Here is a 19,020-nt window from a genome sequence, read left to right on the forward strand (position 1 = left end):
CCCGAGTCGTGCCAATTTAGTGTGTCGCCGGTGAGGGGCTGATCGCCTCGAGGATCTCGCGTGCGGGTTCGGTGAGGGGGTCGGCGGCGAGGTGTTCGTGGCCGGCGATGCGGACGGTGATCTGTTGCAGCGGGCGCAGGGTGCGGACGATCTTCTTGATGCTCAGGCCGGTCGTGTCCTGCAGGTGGCGGGCGACGGCGAGGGCAGCGAACACGATCGTCAGGTGGGCCTCGATCGACTCGCGGGTGTGGTGGTACATCGGACGGGCGCGCAGGTCGCTCTTGGACATCCGGAACGAGGCCTCGACGTGCCACAGCTCGTGGTAGGAGGCGATGACCTCGCCGGCGGGCATCACGGCGGCCGGGATGTTCGTGACGTACCCCTTGAGCCCGACCAGCCGCCGGGCCCGTTCCAGGGACGCCTGGTCCAGGGATCGGCTGCCGTTCTTGATGGTGACGAACCGGGGGGTTCGGGCGGCCTTCTCCCCGGCGACGACGGCCTTGGCCTTGTTCTCCTGCAGGGTGAGGGTCTTGCGGTCCCGGAGCGCGCGTTTGGTCGAGTAGGCCCACACCGCCCGCCACGACCTGTCGTGGACCTGGGGGTCCCACACCGGCTCTTCCCGCTTCGCCGGGTCGTTGACCGCGGTCGCCGCCCGGGTCGTGATCCGTGGGGTGATCGTGTCGATGACCTGGCCCTCGCCGAACGCGTCGCCGTGCCAGCGGAAGTGGGAGGCGAGGTCGTTCGGGGCCTTGGTGACCCGGGAGCCGACGATGAACCGCAGCCCCGCCTCGTCCAGCGCCGCCAGGTTCGCCGCGGACAGCATCCCGGCGTCGGCGACGACGACGAAGTCGCTTAGGCCGTGCCGTTCCTGGAACGCCTCGATGATCGGCAGGATCGTGGTGGTCTCGGCCGTGTTCCCCTCGAAGCAGCCGATCTCCAGCGGGAACCCGCCCCGGTCGACCAGCAGCCCGACGACGACCTGCGGGTCGACCCGGCGTTCCTTGGAGTAGCCGACCTTGCGCAGGTCGTCCTCCTTCTCGGCCTCGAAGTAGAGCGTCGTCACGTCGTACAGGCACAGCGAGATGTCGCCGGCGGTCGAGGCGTGGGCGAAGCACGCGGCCGCGACCTGGTCCCGGTACCCGCCGGCCCCGGCCCGTTTCAGGGTGCGGAACACCGTCCGCAACGAGGCGTGCTCGATCCCCAGCTCCGCCAGCACCCGCAGCGAGTCCGCCTTCGAGGTCGGCTCGACGACCCGCGCGAGCACCAGCTGCTTGAACGCGTCGTCGCCGACGACGTCGAACCCCAGCCGTGCGTACGCGCCGGCCAAGACCTGCCACAAGACCACGTGACGCCGGCCGGTGATCACGGCATGCCCGGCCGGGACCGCCGCTGGCGACAGGCTCAGCTCCGCTTGGCCCGGGTGCAGCCGGGCTCGTGCCGTCTCCAGCAGTGCCGCGAGGTCGGCGTCGGTGTGCGCCGACCCCAAGTGCTCCAGCACACGATCCCGGCCATCGACGCGCTCGGCGATCTGTACCGCGGTGGCCCCCGACGCGGTCTTCACCTTCCGCACGAACGCCACAACCACGACCCTACCGACCCGGTTAGTGTGTCAACGCGGCCCCTCGCAACCCGCTGACCAGCACAAACGCCACGCGCTCACCCCGAATCGCCCGAAGTGGCACGAGTCAAGGAGAAGAAGGAGCTCACGGCGGAAGAGAAGGAGTACAAGTCCAAGCGCAAGCAGATTCAGGAGAAGCTGGTCAAATTCACCACCCGCATTCCGGCGTTCATGTACCTGACCGACTTCCGCGAGAATACTCTTCAGGACGTCATCACCAAACTCGAACCCAGCCTGTTCCGCACCGTAACCGGACTGACCGTCGAGGACTTCCACCTTCTCGTGAACCTCGGCGTCTTCAATGCCACCCACATGAACCAAGCCGTCTTCGCCTTCCGCCGCTACGAAGACTCGTCCCTGTCCTACACCGGCATCGAGTCCCATAAGGGCCTGCGGCGCTACGGCCTCTACGACACCGTGGTGGCCGTAGACGACGACGCCATTGCCTGACCACCTGCCAGCCTTACCGAGAGAATCCAGATGTCGTTCCAGACCCCGCGCAGCATCGAGGAGATGCTGACCGCTATCCACAAGCGCGAGTATCTGATGCCAGCTATCCATCGTGAATTTGTCTGAGGCACGGATACCCCGTCGGCTCCTTCCTGCTCTGGAACTTCAAGCCCGACCGCGCAGTCGTACACGTTCTACGAGTTCCTGACGAACTACCGCGAGCGCGACAACCTTACGCGGACAAGACAACGGTTCCCTCCGGGCAGCAAGACCCTTCAGCCGATTGGTCAGAGGTACCGGCAGATCGACTCGGGTGTGCAGACCTCCGGCGGCGTCTGTGCTGCGTTCGCGCGTAGGTCGGCGACGCTGGTACGGAGCAGGCGGAGCTGCTCGAGCTGCTCGTCGATCTCGACCAGTCGCCGGTCGAGAAGGTCTCGAACATGACCGCACGGCGACCCGCCCGCGTCACGTACTTCGAGGATCTCGGCGGTTTGCGCGAGAGTGAGCCCTGCTGCGCGGGCCCGGTCGATGAATTCGAGCCGCTGCACCGCCTCGTCGCCGTAGTTGCGGTACCCAGCCGGGGTGCGCTCCGGCGGTTGGAGCAGCCCGCGCTCCTCGTAGTACCGCAGCGTGGACGCCCTCGTCTTCGCCTTCCCCGCGAGTTCCCCGATCCGCATCGTCACCTCCGCCACCGACTTGACCTTCAAGCATACTTTAAGGTCCATTCTTTCAGGAGTGGCCGCACGAGTGGCCGGTTCGAACTGGAGGAGGCATCGTGACATGGCACACGGAGGTTGATCTCGTGGTGATCGGGACGGGCGGGGCGGCGATGTCCGCAGCGATCCACGCGCGCCTCGAGGGGGCCAGCGTGGTCGCCATCGAATCGAGAACCCTCGGCGGTACCTGCGTGAACGTGGGTTGTGTGCCGTCCAAGACGCTTCTCGCGGCCGCGCACACCCGGCACTCCGCCCTCACGAACCGGTTCTCAGGCGTCCCCAGCTCTGCTGGGATGGTCGATCTCAGCGCGCTCATCGAGCAGAAGGATGATCTGGTTGGGATGCTCCGTCAGACCAAGTACGCCGACATCGCCGCTGCCTACGGGTTTGACATCCTCCCGGGCACTGCAACGTTCACAGACGCTGGAACCCTGCTCGTGGATGGACGACCGGTGCGCGCGAAGTCGTATCTGGTCGCCACCGGCGCCGAGCCGCACGTGCCGGCAATCCCCGGGCTTGAGCAGGTCGATTATCTCACGTCGACCACAGCGATGGAACTGACGGAACTGCCCGCGTCGCTCGTGGTGATCGGCGGTGGCTTCGTCGGCCTGGAACAGGCGCAGCTGTTCGCCCGGCTCGGAGTAGAGGTCACCGTCATCGGTCGGCTCGCCCCGCACGCTGAACCGGAACTGTCGTCCGAGCTCCGCAAGGCCTTCCTGGCCGAGGGGATTAGTGTCATCGGCGACCGCGCAGCCACGATCACCCAGCACGAGGGCCTGGTCCAGGTGACGACCCGCAACGGGAAGGACGCGACCGGTGAACGTGTCCTCGTTGCCACCGGTCGCACCCCGCGCACCGAAGGGCTCAACCTTCCCGCTGCGGGTATCGCGACCGACGAGCGCGGCTTCGTCATCGTAGACGAGCAGCAGCGGACCACGAACCCGGCTGTGTTCGCCGCCGGTGACGTCACTGACGTGCCCCAGTACGTGTACGTCGCCGCGAGGACCGGGAAGATCGCCGCGCACAACGCCCTGGGTCACGACGAGCGAGTCGACTTCACCGGGTTGCCGTCTGTGCTGTTCACCTCACCCCAACTGGCCTCCGCCGGGGTCACCGAAGCCGACGCCATCGCCGCCGGATACCGGTGCGCCTGCCGATTCCTACGACTTTCCGACGTGCCCAGGGCCATCGCCAACCACGACACCCGCGGCGGCATCAAGGTCGTCGCCGACGCCGACACCGGCAAAGTCCTCGGTATCCACGCCCTTGCCGACACCGCTGGGGAGATGATGCTCGCCGCAACCTACGCCATCACCGCCGGATTCACCGTCACCCAACTCGCCGACACCTGGACCCCCTACCTCACCATGGCCGAGGGCATCCGCCTCACCGCGAACCTCTTCCGCAACGAACTCCCCACCTCCTGCTGCGCCTGACACAAGAGCCGGGCCCAGCGATGTGGTGATCCAAGTGATATCCGCGACGCCTTCAACACCGGCACCGACCGCGTGATCGACGCCTACGCGGTCAGCGTGGGCTCAGTTGAGGCAGCGGCGCCGAGCACGTCGTCTGGGCCGCTCACACGCGGAGCGCACCGGGACACTCAGCCGCCAGGTAGCAACCACAGCACGCTGCCATCTACGCAGTCGGCTACGAGTTCAGAGGCCGAAGGCACCACCACTGACGAGGATGAAGATGCCCAGGCCGATGAGCACGATCGGGAACAGGATGTGTTCCCAGCGTTCCAGGAGTTCGGCGATCGGTCGGCGGGTGGCGACGAACTTGCCCAGGCCGACGAGGGCGGCGACCAGGGCGAGGAACACGATGCAGTACGCCACCACGGCCGCTGGCCCCACGCTGAGGAAGACCGGGACGTAGACGCCGATGTTGTCCCCGCCGTTGGCGAAGGTCACCCCGGCCACCGTCCACACCCCAACCTTCTTGCCCTCGACCTTTGCCTCATCGTCATCGTCGGCACCGCGGTTGCGCCAGGCTTGCCACGCAGCCCAAAGTCCCAACCCCAGCGGAATGAGTCCGAAGTAGGGGATGACCTCCGGCGGCAGGAACGCTCCCGCCCCGAGCGTCACCAGCACGGAAGCGCCCAGGATGCCAGCGAACCCGAGGTACTGTCCGACCAGGATTCGGGCGGTGGTCCCGCGCCGGCCCGCGCCTCGGGCGAAGAACAAGGAGAGCACGATGATGTCATCGATGTTCGTGGCGATGAATAGGCCGATCGCCTGCAGGACGGAGGACAGGATCATGCGCCCACCGCCGCGTTACAGCCGCCTGGCGACCCAGCGGTTCCGGCAGCCGCGTGCCGTTGATACTCTGCGACCATCATTGTCCGTTCCTGGTGTGGTTTGGGCCTCGGAGGTAAAGCAGTACGCCCAGGGCGACGCCGAAACCGAGGATGACGTCGGCAAGGTTGCCGATGAACAGGTTGCCGTAGGCGAGGAAGTCGGTGACATGACCGCGGCCGAATCCGGGAGGGGCGAACAGCCGGTCCAGGAGGTTGCCGACTGCGCCGCCCCACACCAGGCCGATCGCGACCGCCCACCCGGCCGATGGAGCGCGCGCGGCGGCGATGAGCAGGGCGATGGACGCCGCGGTCGCGATGACGGTGAGCAGCCACGTTGAATCGGACCCTAAGGACATGACGGTGCCGGGGTTGAACGCGAGCTGTAAGCCGAGCCAGTCTCCCAAGAGCGGGATTGCGGTCATCCTCGCTGAGCTGAGCTGAGCGAGGGCGAGTGCCTTGCTGCCTTGGTCGATCAGCACCGCGCCGGCGGCGACGGCGCACGCGAGCAGGAACCAGCGGAGCCGGACGCGCGCCGCCGCCGGGCCGGCAGAACTCGCTTCCACGGCATCCGCTTTTCCCGGGGAGGGAGCGGAGCCGTCAAGGGGATCGGTCATGCCTTCGTGCGCCGCGCCGCGCGGAGCCCGTTGAGGATGACGACGACTTCAGCGACCTCGTGTACAAGCACGACCGCGGCGAGCCCGAGGACTCCGGTGATCGCGAGCGGCAGCAGCGCCACGATGATCGCGATCGACAACACGACGTTCTGGTTGATGATGTTGCGGCCGCGGCGGGCGTGGGCGAGGGCCTGTGGGATGAGGCGCAGGTCGTGGCCGGTGAACGCGACGTCGGCCGACTCGATCGCAGCATCGGCGCCCTTGGCTCCCATAGCGATCCCCACATCCGCGGCCGCCAGCGCGGGAGCGTCGTTGATGCCGTCCCCGATCATGGCAGTGGGCTGAGACTTCGACAACTTCGCGACGGCGGTGGCCTTGTCCTCGGGGCGCAGCTCGGCGCGCACGTCCCTGATGCCGGCCTGGTCGGCCAGCGCTGCGGCGGTGCGGGCGTTGTCGCCGGTGAGCATCGTCACCCCGATCCCGCGGCGGTTCAGCGTGGCGATGACCTCGGGAACCTCTGGGCGCAGTTCGTCACGCACCCCGATCGCCCCGGCCGGCTGGTCGCCTCGGTGCACGATGACGACGGTCATCCCCTCGGACTCCATCGCCCGCACCTGGTCGGCCAGTGATCCGGCATCCAGCCAGCGGGGGCTACCGACGGCGAGACGGGCACTACCGAGCGTGCCGGTGATGCCGCGCCCGGCGGTCTCGGTGACGTCGTGCGCTGTCGGGGCGTCGGGGACGGCCTTCGTGATCGCGGCGGCCAGCGGGTGCGTGCTGTGACCTTCCAGGCTCGCCGCCCACGCCAGCACCTCATTCTCGGTCGCGCCGGTGGTGACGACGCGGGTCACCGTGGGCTCGTTGCGGGTCAGCGTGCCGGTCTTGTCGACGGCGAGGTGGCGGATGCCGCCGAACCGCTCGAACGCGGCCCCGGACTTCACGACCACACCGAACTTCGACGCCGCGCCGATCGCGGAAACAACGGTGACCGGGACGGCGATCGCCAGCGCGCACGGCGAGGCTGCGACCAGCACCACCAGAGCGCGGGTGATCCACAGCTCAGGGTCGCCGCTCAACAGCGACCCAAGCACGCCGACCAGCACGGCGAGGATCATCACGCCGGGCACCAGCGGGCGGGCGATCCGGTCGGCCAGGCGGGCACGGTCGCCCTTCTCGGCCTGCGCCTGCTCGACCAGCTCCACGATGGTGGTAAGCGAGTTGTCGGTGCCGGCGGCGGTGGCCTCGACCTCGAGCACGCCGGTGGTGTTGATTGACCCGGCCGAGACGTCGGTGCCCGGTTCGACCTCGACCGGGATCGATTCACCCGTGATCGCGGACGTGTCCAGGCTGCTTCGCCCGGCCCGCACGGTGCCGTCGGTGGCGATCCGTTCGCCCGGCCGGACCACCAGGACATCCCCGACGCGCAGCTCCTTCGCCTCGACCTCGGCGGTGGCGTCGCCGCGCTTGACGAGTGCGGTGTCGGGCACGAGCTTCAACAGCGCCCGCAACCCTGCGCGGGCGCGGTCCATCGCCTTGTCCTCCAGCGCCTCCGCAATGGAGTACAGGAATGCCAGCGCGGCGGCCTCCTCGACGTAGCCGAGGATCACCGCGCCGGTCGCGCTGATCGTCATCAGCAGCCCGATGCCGAACTTGCCCTTGGTGAACAGCTTGCGCAGCGCGCCCGGCACGAACGTGTAAGCGCCCAGCAGCAGGCCGATCCAGAACAGCACCAGGCCCGCGGTCTCCGCGCCGGTCCACTCGCACACCAGGCCGGCGGCGAACGCGACGCCGGAGGCGATCGGGATCAGAACGCTCGGGCTCCGATACCACGGCCGGTCATCGTCATCATCGTGGTCGTCGAGGTCGACGTGCTCGACCTGCGAACCTGTGACCGCGCTCACGCCCGCACCTCCCCCGCCTGGCAACCCTCGACCCCGCAGTCCGGGTCCATGCACGGCACGCTCTCGTCGACCGCAAGCGTGACATCCACCAGCGCCGTCAGCGCGCGGGCCAGGTGCGGGTCTGCCACCTCGTAGCGGGTCTGTCGGCCCTCGGGCTCGGCCACCACGATCCCGCACCCGCGCAGGCATGTCAGATGGTTCGACACGTTCGAGCGCGACAACCCCAGCTCGCGGGACAGCACCGCCGGGTAGCTCGGCCCGGCCAGCAGGGTCAGCAGAATGCGGGAGCGGGTCGGGTCGGCCATAGCTCGGCCGAGCCGGTTCATCACGTCGAGTCGATCGGAAATAGTCAGCATACGATGACTATACACTGTACGATGTATATTCGGCGCCAGGTGTCCTCACGAGCGGCGAGTCAGTTGACAGCTCCCTACCAGCGAGCGTGGCGAAGTGCTCGAAGATCCGTCGTGGAGAATATGTCCCGTTCCTCGGTGCCGGCGTCCCGCTCGATTAAGGTCGACGACTACTTGGCCGCCGCATGCCTGCTGCCGAACCTTCAGTTGCTGGGTGGGGCCGCCAACATCGAGAAGCAGGATGGACTGCCTGCGGAGTGGATGGACACCGCCTTCCCGAGCGACAACAAGCGAGCTACGTACCTTGCCGAGGACGACCTCGACGGCCTTCCGCTCGACTTGGCCGACTTCACCTCGTTCTTCGAGCAGCGCAAGCAGCGAGTCCGGGTCCGCCTGCTCGCCGCTCTGGGAACGACACCGGGAGCACCGGAGGACGCCGCTCTCGCGTAGCCCACGTTCACGCGGCGAGCAGTGACAGCGCGGACACAGCCTGGAGGGGTAGCACTCCGTTGCCGAGGGCGGTGATCTGCTGGTTCTGCGACAGCCCGCTGGCATCGGTGACCCATCCAGTTGGCAGGCCCATCAGCCACTCAACGAACGCGGGTGCTGGGCGGGGGCCGTCGACGTCGCTCAGGAGGGCTGGTGCGGGCGTGGGTCGTCCGGTGATGTGTTCCCAGCGGATGATGGCATCGGCGTAGCGTCCCCAGCGCTGAACAGTCCGTCGATCAGCGACCACAGCGTCTCCGATTCGGTTCTCCTGATCGGTGAGCCAGCCGGTCCGTGGAGCGCGAAGTCGATGATCTGGTGCGACAGCGCGATCGTCCCGCGTCGCGCTCGCACCTGGTCGAGGGTTTCCCCGCCGCGCGATGAGTCCGTCGCCAGCGGGGTTCGGAACATTGCGCCGGGCGAGTGCGAAGATGCGGAAGCGTTGGTGAGGAGCGCCGACAAGGGAAGCCGGTAGGCCGATCCATCGAGCATCCAGCCGCAGGTCGGCCAGATCGCCGAGAACGGCGCCGAGAGCCCGTAGAGGTCGAGCTGCGTTGTCTCCCAGATGCCACGGGTCGGGTTCCAGGCCGCGAAGGGTTGCGTCGTCGGGGGTTGCATCGCCGGGGTAGCGTCGGTCATGGTCGTCTCCTTCTGCGGGTGGCCGTATCGCGGGTGAGGACAGCAGCCCGCGGACGTTCTCGATGACGACCCATTCAGGCTGGAGCACGTCGATGGCCGCGGCCATGTGCGCCCAGAGCCCCGAGCGTGTTCCTGGCGCGAGGCCGGCGCGCTTGCCGACCGTGGACACGTCCTGGCACGGGAACCCGCCGATGAGGATGTCCACGGGCTCGACTTGGCTCCAGTCGATGGTCGTGATGTCGCCGAGATTCGGTGCATCTGGCCAGTGGCCGGAGAAGACTCGGGCGACAGGCTCGTTGAGTTCGGAGAACCACGCGGTCTTGGCGTTGAAGACCTGCTCGACGGCGAGGTCGAGGCCGCCGTAGCCGCTAAATAGCGACCCGATCCTGAGCTCTGAGTCGCCGCTGGCGTCAAGGTCGTGCATGAAGTCTGCTCCGGTGACGGTCGTCCCCGGCATCCGTGCCTCATCGAGAACTGATGCCGAGCTGGTCACCTGTCAGGTGCACGGCTCCGTCACTCGCCGCTGATCGACCTACCCGCTTGTCGCCGCCCGAGGCCTCCATCTCGGGCCTTCGCTCCGACCGCCATCCGAGGTCACACGCGTCTTGCAGGTCAAGGTTTGTCAACCAAAGTTGACAGGGCGTTCGCGCGGTCAACGCCCGCTCACCTGATCGTCGGAAGGCGGTGGCGTGGTGACGGTCTCGATGCGCGTGATGTCGGCGGGCGATGGCTACAAGTACCTGCTGCGCACCGTCGCGGCCGCAGACGGCGACCGCACTCTTTCAACACCGCTGACCAGGTACTACGTGGAGGCGGGAACACCACCGGGCCAATGGCTCGGCTCTGGCGTCGCCTCGCTCGGCAAGGGTCAGCTCGCGGTGGGTGATCGGGTGTCGGAGGCTCAGCTCCAGCTCTTGATGGGCATGGGCCGTGATCCGATGACCGGCGACCCGCTCGGGCATGCGTTCCCGGCCTACAAGTCGGTGCCGGAGCGGATCGAGGCCCGGATCGCCGACCTCGACCCCGAGCTGAGTCCCGGAGCGAAGGGCGAGGCGGTCGCGCAGATCGAGGCCGAGGAGACCGAACGCGGCAGACGGCGGGCTGTGGCCGGGTTCGACTTCACCTTCTCGGTCCCGAAGTCCGCCTCGGCGTTGTGGGCGGTCGCCGACGCCGGTACGCAGGCGCTCATCGGTCAGGCGCATCATGCGGCGGTCGCAGAGGTGGTTGCGTTCATGGAGCGTGAGGTTGCCGCCACGCGGTCTGGTGCAACCGCCGGTGACGGTGCGGTTGCGCAGGTCGATGTCACCGGGTTGGTGGCGACGGCGTTCGATCACTTCGACTCCCGCGCCGGCGACCCCCACCTGCACACGCACGTCGTCATCTCCAACAAGGTCCAGACTGTCCTCGACGGCAAGTGGCGATCCCTGGATGGGCGGCCGATGCACGCCGCCGTGGTCGCGCTGTCGGAGTTGCACGAGGCGGTGTTCGCCGACCACATGACCCGCACCTTCGGCGTCGAGTGGGAAGCAAGGGACATGGGCCGTGACCGCAACCCGGCATGGGCGATCAGCACCGTCCCGGAGGAGCTGGTCCAGGAGTTCTCCACCCGCGCCCGGCACATCGACGCCGAGAAGGACCGGCTGATCGCCGAGTACGTCGCCCGACACGGCCGCCAACCCTCCACAGCCACGATCATCAGGCTCCGCGCCCAAGCCACCCTCGCCACACGCCCGGAGAAGCAGGTGCGGTCGCTGGCCGACCTCACCGCCGAGTGGCGCACCCGCGCCACCGGGGTGCTCGGCCACGACGCCACCGGCTGGGCGCGCACGATCACCGGCAACGACAAGCCGCTGCTGCTCCGCGCCGATGACGTGCCCCTGGACGCCATCGGGGAACTCGGGCAGTCGGTGGTCGAGGTGGTGGGTCAGAAGCGGTCCACCTGGCGGCGGTGGAACCTTATGGCTGAGGCGTCTCGGCAGACGATGGGCTGGCGCTTCGCCACCATGCAAGACCGCGAAGCCGTCGTGGCGATGATCGCCGACGCCGCCGAACAAGCATCGCTGCGGCTGACGCCGCCCGACCTCGCCACCAGCCCGGCCGCGTTTCGGCGGATGGACGGCACCAGCGTGTTCCGGCCCAAGCACTCCACCGTGTTCTCCTCCGAACTGCTGCTCGCAGCCGAGGACCTGCTACTCGACCGCTCTCGCACCATGACCGCACCCACCGTCCCGGTCGACACGGTGGAGAGGATCACCGGCCGTCCTGATAATGAGGGGCGGATGCTTGGGGAGGATCAGGCCGACGCGCTCATGAAGATCGCGGTCTCTGGCCGGATGCTCGATGTGCTGGTGGGACCGGCGGGCGCCGGGAAGACGACGGCGATGAATGCGTTGCGGCGTGCGTGGGAGAAGGAACACGGCACCGGGTCCGTGGTCGGGCTGGCACCGTCCGCCGTGGCCGCGCAGGTTCTCGCTGACGACCTGGGGATTGCGACGGAGAACACAGCGAAGTGGTGGCAGAACCACCTCGTCCACGGCACCGACTTCGAGGCCGGTCAGCTCATCATCATCGATGAAGCCTCCCTCGCCGGAACCCTCTCGTTGGACCGCATCACCCACCTCGCCGAACGCGCCGGGGCGAAGGTGCTGCTAATCGGCGACTACGCCCAGCTCCAGTCGGTGGATGCCGGCGGCGCCTTCGGGCTCCTCGTCGGTGACCGGGATGATGCGCCCGAGCTGGTCGACGTGCACCGGTTCATCCACGAGTGGGAGAAGACCGCCTCCCTCGCCCTGCGGCACGGTCGCACGCAGGTGATCGACACCTACCTCGCCCACGACCGCATCCATGACGGTGAGGCCGAGGCGATGACCGACGCCGCCTACACCGCGTGGCGCGCGGACCGGGAGCGGGGTTTGACGTCGGTGCTGGTCGCCGAGACCCGCGACCACGTGACCGCCCTCAACCAGCGCGCTCGTGCCGATCTGATTCTCGACGGCGCGTTGAAGCCGGGTCGGGAGGTCGAGCTGAACGACGGGACCACGGCGGGGGCTGGGGACACGATCATCACCCGCCGCAACGACCGCCGCCTACGCAACGGCAAGGACTGGGTGCGCAACGGCGACACCTGGACCATCACCGGCATCCGCGACGACGGCTCGATCACCATCCGCAAGACCGGCCGCAGGTTCGGCGGCTCCATCGACCTGCCCGCCGCCTATGTGGCCGATCACGTCGATCTGGGTTATGCGGTCACGGCGCACAGGGCGCAAGGCGTCACTGTCGATACCGCGCATGTGCTGGTGGAGCCGACCACGACGAGGGAGAACTTCTACGTCGCGATGACCCGCGGCAAGCAGGCCAACCACGCCTACGTGATCCTCGACCGGGCCGACGAGCACGCCCACCCGCATCCGGGCGACACCCCCGACGCCACCGGCCGATCCGTGATGTTCGGTGTGCTGCAGCACGTCGGCGCGGAGCTGTCCGCGCACGAGACCATCACCACCGAACAGGAGCAGTGGGGTTCGATCGCTCAGCTCGCCGCCGAGTACGAGACCATTGCCGCCGCAGCCCAACGAGACCGCTGGGCCACCCTCATCCGTGCCTCTGGTCTGACCCCCGAACAAGCCGACACCGCGATCGAGTCCGAGGCGTTCGGGGCACTCACCGCCCAGCTGCGCCGCGCCGAGGCCAACCACCACAACCTCGACACCCTGCTTCCGCGCCTGGTGGCCGCGCGCGGGCTCACCGATGCCGACGACATCGCCTCCGTCCTGCACTACCGCGTTGCGCGCGCCACCGCCCGCCCGGCGGGCTCGGGTCGTGCTCGCAAGACGCCGCGGCTGATCGCCGGACTGATCCCGGCTGCGGACGGCCCGATGACCGACGATATGCGGCAGGCCCTCGATGAGCGGCGCGAGATGATCGAAGCTCGCGCTGATGCCGTGCTCGACACCGCACGCGAGACCGGCGAAGCGTGGGTGCAGCATCTTGGCGAGCCACCCCGCGATCAGCGCCAAGCCGCTGCGTGGCGACGTTACGGGCGCACCGTCGCGGCCTACCGCGACAGATACGGCGTCACGGATGACCGACCGCTGGGACCGCCGCCGCAGTCCACGGCGCAGAGCATTGACGCCGCCCGTGCACGAACTGCTTTCGATCGAGCACGTGGCTTCATCATCCAAGCGAGCGATGTACCGCAGCATTCACCGGGACGCGAGGACGTCGAGCGCTCGTTGTAAGCGTGGTGCGATTTCGGCATTTCCGCAGCTTGCAATCGACTTGATCTGACTGTGAGGGTCAGCCATTGCCGGTCGGCGTCGCTGATGATTGTCCACCGCCATGTCCTTTGCCGGTCGGCCAAGGATACGCATTCCAAGCGTTCAACAGAATCGGATTCTCGGTATCAGTCTTCTTGCCGATGTCACGCAGGCTGACGACACCTCCTGCACTCTTCGCCATCTCTGCGAGGAGCAGCGGCTCAACGTCTTTGCCGTGTGTCACGAGCCACTCGACTTCACGCGCGCTCGCCGCGGTTACAGGAACATCTGGGAGCCTCCCGCCAGGGATAGTCGCAACGTCATGGTCGAGAAGGTACGCGGCCCCGGTATAGAACGGCTCCGCCGTGACGATCAACCCCAACATGGGGCGGTCCGTTGGGATGTGCGTGAACGCCGGGTGACTGTCAGCAAGATGGCTGACAGTCCGGGTCAACTGCTTCCGTGCGCCGCCCAGGGTCTCGCTGAGCGAGTTCATCAGCGTCGCATCGCCGGCCCGTGCTGCCGGGCCGAGGCGGCGAGACTTGACCTCAACCAAGATGACCAGATTGGGCAGGATCACAAACCAGTCAACGCTTTTGTGACCGCCACCCTTGCCGAAGACAATCTCGGGTTCGACCTCCGCGTCCTCGATCAGTCTGAGTTGTCGACCAATGTAGTGCTCGAACAGGCCTCCGAGGTCATCCGCGAAAGCCTTGCCATGCTGGGTCATCCCGGCGTAGTACAAGCCTCCTGGCGTGACCGTCCGCATGATCAGACGCGTCGCTGGAGCGACCGGCTCCCCGTCGCCCATGTCCACGAACGGCGTCGCCATCAACGGGTTGTAATCGAATCGGGCCGCTGTGGCTGTTCCGACCGAGTGGTCGTTGAAAGCAGTCCGAAACGCTGCGGGTGTCGTGGTGAGTCGAGAGGCGATCTTCTCTATGTTCGTCCGCGGATAGAGCTTCAGCACTTCAGTGAAGTTTGGCTGATCCAGCCAGCCGGGCTTGTATGCTCCACCGTTCTGGAAGGCACCCACTTGGAGGAAGAACGTCGCGCCGATTGCCTCGCGGAACGGAACTCCGTCGAGCATGGTCGCCAGCGAGTCCTCCGTGATCACTCGGGTCTCGACGTCGGGCAGGCCCTCGACCATCCAGGCGTGGGAGCGAGCAAGTTCCTCGAACATCGACTCCTGGTAGGGGAACTGCTCGTACGTGACCCGAGTCATCAGTCTGACGAGGAAGTCCGCGGACCCCACATCGGCATCGTCGATGTCCATCGCGATCTGAAACTTGTGCATCAGCTTCTGCAGCGCCTTCTCGTCTACGGGCTTCGAGCGATACTCATTGCCGTAGAGAAGCGAATCTCGCGCGGCCGCAGCCAATCCCCACGGCGGCATCCGATGTTTCACAGCATCTGGATACGGCGGTTCGCCAAGCGCTGCCGAGGCCTGCGCGATCGCCGGGATCAGCTCGCTGGGTTTGAAGGCGCGGCACGCTTGAGTGAATGCCGAGTAGGGCAAGCCCGGGTCGCGCGAGAAGCTCATAGACGCCCGCGTCCTTCGGAGCGCCGTTGTCTCAACGTCGAGCGAATCCTCCACGCGAGAGTGGCGGTCAACTTGGTGTTACGGACGACCGCAAAGTCGGCTGGCGCAGTCATGACGCGTCCGGGAGGAGCACGTCTTCGATGACGCCTGAGCTTGCAGATGTGCGTACACGCAAGGTGGGCACGTACCTTGCGCGGTAGTCTTCGCCGTCGATGGGGTCGGAGTCGTCCCATTCATGGACTACGACGCGCAGGGTGTTGGTCAATCGCCCGATGAGAAGCGCAAGTGGGAACGGGCACCGCAGCAGGAGGTGCACCTCGGCGTTGGAGTTGTCGTTCGACAGGGCACGGATGTGCGCGGCGACATCGGCGGCGATCAAGCCTGCATCAGCGGGGTCGAGGAGCGTGCCGCTCGCACTTGTGAGATGACGCCAGGCCGAGAGAAAGGGCCTATGGTCTTCGATATAGCGGGTGAAGGCGGTGTCGCTGCGTTGGGGCAGGAGATCGACATACACGGCTACGGAGGGGCGGCCGGTCGTGATTGCAGATGGATCGCCGCCTTGAGCTGCGATTTGCACTTGCGGTTGCGTGACGAACCGTGCTTCGCCATCGCTCGCCCAGGTGGCGCCCTGTTGGTCGATCACGTCCATGTGTCCGATTCGCGACGAAGGCAAGGCTGCCCCGACTGCGAAGGCAACGGAGAGATGAGCCCCTCCAGCAACACGTAGGCGATGTGCGCCGGAACGGGTCACGGCATCGGGGAGGAGACCGATGGTGTCCTTGAGGTCTCGGAGCCCATCGGCGCTCGGAAGCCGTTCGTGATCGGAGGGCCTGAGCCGGATGTCCAGTTCGTCACCGGTTCGGTCATAGACCTGTGGCGTGTTCCTGGTCTGGAGGCTCAGGTGGAACGTCTGGTCGGTTGCCTCGATTCGTTTGCGAAGAGACGCGATCCGATGCCAGACCAAACCGCGGATCAATGCCAGCAGACCATCGCGCTCGGCGGATTGCTGGTCTACACCGCTCAAGGTGCCGGGACGAATCTCTAGGAGCCGGTCAGGAGCGTCGTAGTCTGTTCCGTCGTCTTCTGTTTTCACCGAATTGATGATGCCGAGTGCAAACACGTCGTGGTCGCGGTGTAGCTCAAGGAGTTGAGGTGCTTCCAGCGTCTTCACGACTCTGCTGTTCACCACGTCCGGTGTCGTCACGAGAACGCCGCCGGAGATGCCGGCCTCTATCGCTTGCTTGAGGCGGGCCTCGGTGTCGCCTGGCGGCAGATCGTCTCGGTCCCGCCAGACAGGGATGCCGGCGGTACGGAGGAGCCAGGCGAGCTCCGTAGCAACACCAGTACCGTCTTTCTGGCGGTACGAGATGAAGACGGGGTCTGCTGGGTCTGGGGTGGCGGAATCGGATGTCATGGCGTCTCCTTGTGTTCTTCAGCTACGGAGGCGGCGTGCCTCGCCGCATCACTGGCGTGCGCGCTGTTCACGGCAGGCGCCGTATGAAGCCTCTCGGGTACCACTGCCACGATGCAGTCCCGTTCTACGAGCCAAGTTGCAGCGACCACACGTGCCGATGAATCGAATCCAGCGATGATCGCGACGAACTTGTCGAACCCCAGTTCAGGGTCGTGCAGATGGCGCATGTAGGAGTGGAGATCGACCTCGCTCGGGGAAAGCCCTCCGGTCGGGTGGGTGTGCCATTCGCCTATCCACTGGCTACGGTCCTCCGACCACGCGAAGTCCGCGAGACGCCGGGCATGGTCGAGGTCGCGCATGAAGGTGCGTTCGCCGCGGGTGGCGTTGGGTCCAGGTCCGCCCGCGTGTCGGACGACGATCCCATCAGTCGCATCGTCCCCGAGCAGGATGCCGCCAGTTTCGAGTCCATCGGCGGACCGCAACGCCTCGCGCGCGATTGCGCTGAGTGCGACGTCAGTGATCGTCACCGGAGGTGCCTCTCTCCAAGTTGTCATGCTGGCGAGCAGGTCGGGCACGATGCGCGAGGTCTGGGGATGGACGACCAGCGAACATCGCCGGCGTGGCTGAGGTCGAAAGGGTCTGCGAGGTCACCTGCTGGTCGGAGACCGATGATGGCGTGTTCGCCGGGAACCTGCTGGGTGTGGTCGCCGTGAAGTGATTCCAGCAGTGTCGCGATCGCTACTTTTGCGGCGAACGTGCCGACGTATCGGAGATCGGGCGGCACAGCCGTCATCGGCTGGTGGACGCGCCCGGTGCCGTAATCCAACTCTTGATCCGCCTCAGCGTCCATCGCTCCTTGATCTGCAAGCTGCTGCCGTAGACAGAGGAGACAGCCGAACCGGGGTGTTGGTCGCAGCCTGATGACTTCTCCGATCGAGCCATTGTCGAGCACGCACGCCAAGATCGCCGGCTTCCGTGCGCGCCTGGAGAGGTGGCTGACGACACGCCTGGGAGCAATACCGTCTGCGGCACAGAGCACGAGATCGACTCGGTCGACGATGGGCCGGATGTAGTGCGCCTCGGCAACCACGTCACGTCTGTGAGCCACCACTGTCTGCTGCGGCCAGTGCTGGGCGAGGTGGTCCTTCATCGCCGCTACCTTGAATCGCCCGACGCTTTCGGGTCCGAGAGTGTGGCGGAGCATGTTGTGCCAGAGGAATCGGTCCGGGTCGACAAGTTCCACACGTCCGACTCCGTATCCTGCGAGCGCCTCTGCTGCGGCGCTGCCGATGCTGCCGCAGCCCACGACCAGGATGCTGTTGGCGGCGAGCTGCTCGATCGGCCACTTGCCGGTCAACTGTGCCAGGCCAAGAACTTCTGGCTCGATCTCGATAGGGAGCGGTTCCACACCGTCGCGTCGGACAGCCCATCCCGCAAACTCCGGAGCCCCGGCCTCCATCAGCTCTGGTGGAAGGTCGGGGTCGTGAGTGACGACCACGCCAAGGTTGTTGCCGGGGTCGGAGACGCCTGGCACCAGCTCCCTGAATTCTTTGAACCCTATGGAGATATCGGGGCGTCTGGACAAGAAGAGATGGTGAAGATGGGCGTCGTTAGTGGCCACCCTGATCCACTGAGCTGCATGGTGGGGGTCGCCTGAACGAAGCGCGGCGTATTCGCGTGGGACTTCGGCTGGAAGGCGGATGTCTTTGCCGGTTTCCACGGTCTGGACGACGTACATATCGTCTGCGGGAACGCGGCGGAGCACCAGTGATCCGCGCGAGAGGTCGGAGCCTGCGATCTTGGTGACCGCGTCTCGGGGCATCACGATGTAGGGATTACGGGGAGACATCCGCGCCTCCAACCTCGTCCGGGCCCGGTGTTTCAGCTACTCGCTGAATCGCTCGGTCAATCAGGTGGTCGTGCGAGGGGTCAGAGACGATGCCATTGACCGACATCTCATCGATGACCCCAGCCTTCATGAGGGCGTACTCGATCCGCCACCCCGATGCCTTCGCCAGAAGCTCGGTGAGGCTGGCCTCGGGCTGCCAGCCTCCATCGCTCTGGAGCAGACAGAGCGATCCTCCTGGGGCTACGTGCCATGCGGACTGTGTCTGTTCCCAGACCGACGGCTCCGGATCGAGGGAGTAGATGGTCGGCGGAACCATCGGATGCGCTGCGGAGTAGACGACGAGCACCTGCAGTTCCCGGTCCCCGAGCAACTCATCGAGAGCTTCGGGCCTCGGCCGCTCGAAAGGCCAGCGGGGGAGGACACCCATCCATCCGCCGTGCGGCAAGCCGTCGTCTGCGGGGGTCTGGTACTCGAGCAATGGGGCGAACGCCTGGACCTCACTCTGATCGCGCGCCAGTCGCGGTCAAGTCCGGATCGGTGGTGTACGACGGTGATCCGTCGAGGGTTGTGGTTTAGGCGTTGATGGCGCCGGCGATCAGCTCGGTGGTCACCTCCTCGTTCCCGGCCTGTCCCTCGCGGGCGATGAGCACGGCGCGGGCGTTCTTGAGGGCTTCGAGGCCGAGGTAGCGGCGTTGTTCGGCCCATTCGTCGTGCTGCTCCGCGAGGACGGCCCCGACGAGCCGGATCACGGACTCGCGGTTGGGGAAGATCCCGACGACGTCGGTGCGGCGGCGGATCTCTCGGTTGAGGCGCTCGTTGGGGTTGTTCGACCAGATCTGGCGCCAGATCTCCTTCGGGAACGCGGTGAAGGCGAGGATG

At 66.6% G+C, this 19,020-nt stretch carries 17 protein-coding genes; 4 read left to right on the forward strand and 13 right to left on the reverse strand.

Translation table 11 applies throughout. The features are described from left to right. Positions 1-16: 16 nt before the first annotated feature. Complete coding sequence (locus BCF74_RS15940) at positions 17-1,579, reverse strand: IS1634 family transposase (RefSeq protein ID WP_106298903.1); 1,563 nt, start codon at positions 1,577-1,579, stop codon at positions 17-19. A 96-nt stretch (positions 1,580-1,675) separates the two neighbouring features. On the opposite strand from BCF74_RS15940, the gene BCF74_RS15945 reads away from it, so the two are divergent. Continuing rightward, a complete protein-coding gene (locus tag BCF74_RS15945) occupies positions 1,676-2,068 on the forward strand; it encodes a hypothetical protein (protein WP_245889409.1) in 393 nt (130 codons plus the stop codon). Between the two features lie 287 nt (positions 2,069-2,355). Here the strand turns inward: BCF74_RS15945 and BCF74_RS15955 are convergent, their stop codons facing one another. Beyond that, positions 2,356-2,745, reverse strand: coding sequence for a heavy metal-responsive transcriptional regulator (locus tag BCF74_RS15955; protein ID WP_073186157.1), 390 nt, complete (start codon positions 2,743-2,745; stop codon positions 2,356-2,358). 98 nt (positions 2,746-2,843) lie between these two features. Here BCF74_RS15955 and merA point away from each other — a divergent pair, with 98 nt between their 5' ends. Further along, positions 2,844-4,220 (forward strand): mercury(II) reductase, encoded by a 1,377-nt coding sequence (gene merA / locus BCF74_RS15960; RefSeq protein ID WP_106298942.1) that lies wholly within the window; start codon positions 2,844-2,846, stop codon positions 4,218-4,220. A gap of 222 nt (positions 4,221-4,442) precedes the next feature. Here merA and BCF74_RS15965 read toward each other — a convergent pair whose 3' ends face one another. From BCF74_RS15965 to cmtR, 4 genes are all read right to left on the reverse strand, one after another. Next, the gene (locus BCF74_RS15965) at positions 4,443-5,045 is read right to left on the reverse strand and encodes a cadmium resistance transporter (protein WP_100810821.1); all 603 of its coding nucleotides are present in this window, start codon (positions 5,043-5,045) and stop codon (positions 4,443-4,445) included. Between the two features lie 76 nt (positions 5,046-5,121). Continuing rightward, positions 5,122-5,697: a signal peptidase II gene (locus BCF74_RS15970; RefSeq protein WP_100810822.1), complete on the reverse strand. Its 576-nt coding sequence runs from the start codon at positions 5,695-5,697 to the stop codon at positions 5,122-5,124. Further along, positions 5,694-7,598, reverse strand: coding sequence for a heavy metal translocating P-type ATPase (locus tag BCF74_RS15975; RefSeq protein ID WP_100810823.1), 1,905 nt, complete (start codon positions 7,596-7,598; stop codon positions 5,694-5,696). The genes BCF74_RS15970 and BCF74_RS15975 overlap by 4 nt, the downstream gene beginning before the upstream one ends. After that, positions 7,595-7,954, reverse strand: coding sequence for a Cd(II)/Pb(II)-sensing metalloregulatory transcriptional regulator CmtR (gene cmtR / locus BCF74_RS15980; RefSeq protein WP_026926287.1), 360 nt, complete (start codon positions 7,952-7,954; stop codon positions 7,595-7,597). The genes BCF74_RS15975 and cmtR overlap by 4 nt, the downstream gene beginning before the upstream one ends. 135 nt (positions 7,955-8,089) lie before the next feature. On the opposite strand from cmtR, the gene BCF74_RS15985 reads away from it, so the two are divergent. Next, a complete protein-coding gene (locus tag BCF74_RS15985; protein WP_218279298.1) occupies positions 8,090-8,401 on the forward strand; it encodes a hypothetical protein in 312 nt (103 codons plus the stop codon). Positions 8,402-8,408: 7 nt separating this feature from the next. Here BCF74_RS15985 and BCF74_RS15990 read toward each other — a convergent pair whose 3' ends face one another. Beyond that, positions 8,409-9,533, reverse strand: a complete 1,125-nt coding sequence (locus tag BCF74_RS15990) for a DNA cytosine methyltransferase (protein ID WP_245889410.1) — start codon at positions 9,531-9,533, stop codon at positions 8,409-8,411. A 247-nt stretch (positions 9,534-9,780) separates the two neighbouring features. Between BCF74_RS15990 and mobF the strand changes: the two genes are divergently transcribed. Beyond that, a complete protein-coding gene (gene mobF / locus BCF74_RS15995; RefSeq protein ID WP_245889412.1) occupies positions 9,781-13,317 on the forward strand; it encodes a MobF family relaxase in 3,537 nt (1,178 codons plus the stop codon). 58 nt (positions 13,318-13,375) lie between these two features. Here mobF and BCF74_RS16000 read toward each other — a convergent pair whose 3' ends face one another. The 6 genes from BCF74_RS16000 to BCF74_RS16025 form a co-directional block, all read right to left on the reverse strand. Beyond that, positions 13,376-14,878, reverse strand: a complete 1,503-nt coding sequence (locus BCF74_RS16000) for a hypothetical protein (RefSeq protein ID WP_106298944.1) — start codon at positions 14,876-14,878, stop codon at positions 13,376-13,378. Positions 14,879-14,987: 109 nt separating this feature from the next. Further along, positions 14,988-16,292: an SAVED domain-containing protein gene (locus BCF74_RS16005; protein WP_106298945.1), complete on the reverse strand. Its 1,305-nt coding sequence runs from the start codon at positions 16,290-16,292 to the stop codon at positions 14,988-14,990. Continuing rightward, the gene (locus BCF74_RS16010) at positions 16,289-16,819 is read right to left on the reverse strand and encodes a Mov34/MPN/PAD-1 family protein (RefSeq protein ID WP_106298946.1); all 531 of its coding nucleotides are present in this window, start codon (positions 16,817-16,819) and stop codon (positions 16,289-16,291) included. The genes BCF74_RS16005 and BCF74_RS16010 overlap by 4 nt, the downstream gene beginning before the upstream one ends. A 23-nt stretch (positions 16,820-16,842) precedes the next feature. Continuing rightward, positions 16,843-18,141 (reverse strand): HesA/MoeB/ThiF family protein, encoded by a 1,299-nt coding sequence (locus tag BCF74_RS16015; RefSeq protein ID WP_106298947.1) that lies wholly within the window; start codon positions 18,139-18,141, stop codon positions 16,843-16,845. After that, positions 18,128-18,568 (reverse strand): ubiquitin-conjugating enzyme family protein, encoded by a 441-nt coding sequence (locus BCF74_RS16020; protein ID WP_245889411.1) that lies wholly within the window; start codon positions 18,566-18,568, stop codon positions 18,128-18,130. Before BCF74_RS16020 ends, BCF74_RS16015 begins: the two co-directional genes overlap by 14 nt. Positions 18,569-18,713: 145 nt before the next feature. Next, positions 18,714-19,020: transposase (locus BCF74_RS16025; protein WP_177426680.1), on the reverse strand; the 307-nt coding region annotated here is incomplete at its 5' end.

Source organism: Knoellia remsis, assembly GCF_003002895.1.
Classification (GTDB): domain Bacteria; phylum Actinomycetota; class Actinomycetes; order Actinomycetales; family Dermatophilaceae; genus Knoellia; species Knoellia remsis.

Coding starts and splice junctions, on each gene's coding strand:
- BCF74_RS16020 (WP_245889411.1), bottom strand. CDS start 18,568: ATGGGTGTCCTCCCCCGCTGGCCTTTCGAGCGGCCGAGGCCCGAAGCT.
- cmtR (WP_026926287.1), bottom strand. CDS start 7,954: ATGCTGACTATTTCCGATCGACTCGACGTGATGAACCGGCTCGGCCGA.
- BCF74_RS15965 (WP_100810821.1), bottom strand. CDS start 5,045: ATGATCCTGTCCTCCGTCCTGCAGGCGATCGGCCTATTCATCGCCACG.
- mobF (WP_245889412.1), top strand. CDS start 9,781: ATGCGCGTGATGTCGGCGGGCGATGGCTACAAGTACCTGCTGCGCACC.
- BCF74_RS16000 (WP_106298944.1), bottom strand. CDS start 14,878: ATGAGCTTCTCGCGCGACCCGGGCTTGCCCTACTCGGCATTCACTCAA.
- BCF74_RS16015 (WP_106298947.1), bottom strand. CDS start 18,141: ATGTCTCCCCGTAATCCCTACATCGTGATGCCCCGAGACGCGGTCACC.
- BCF74_RS15990 (WP_245889410.1), bottom strand. CDS start 9,533: ATGCCGGGGACGACCGTCACCGGAGCAGACTTCATGCACGACCTTGAC.
- BCF74_RS16005 (WP_106298945.1), bottom strand. CDS start 16,292: ATGACATCCGATTCCGCCACCCCAGACCCAGCAGACCCCGTCTTCATC.
- BCF74_RS15955 (WP_073186157.1), bottom strand. CDS start 2,745: ATGCGGATCGGGGAACTCGCGGGGAAGGCGAAGACGAGGGCGTCCACG.
- BCF74_RS15970 (WP_100810822.1), bottom strand. CDS start 5,697: ATGACCGATCCCCTTGACGGCTCCGCTCCCTCCCCGGGAAAAGCGGAT.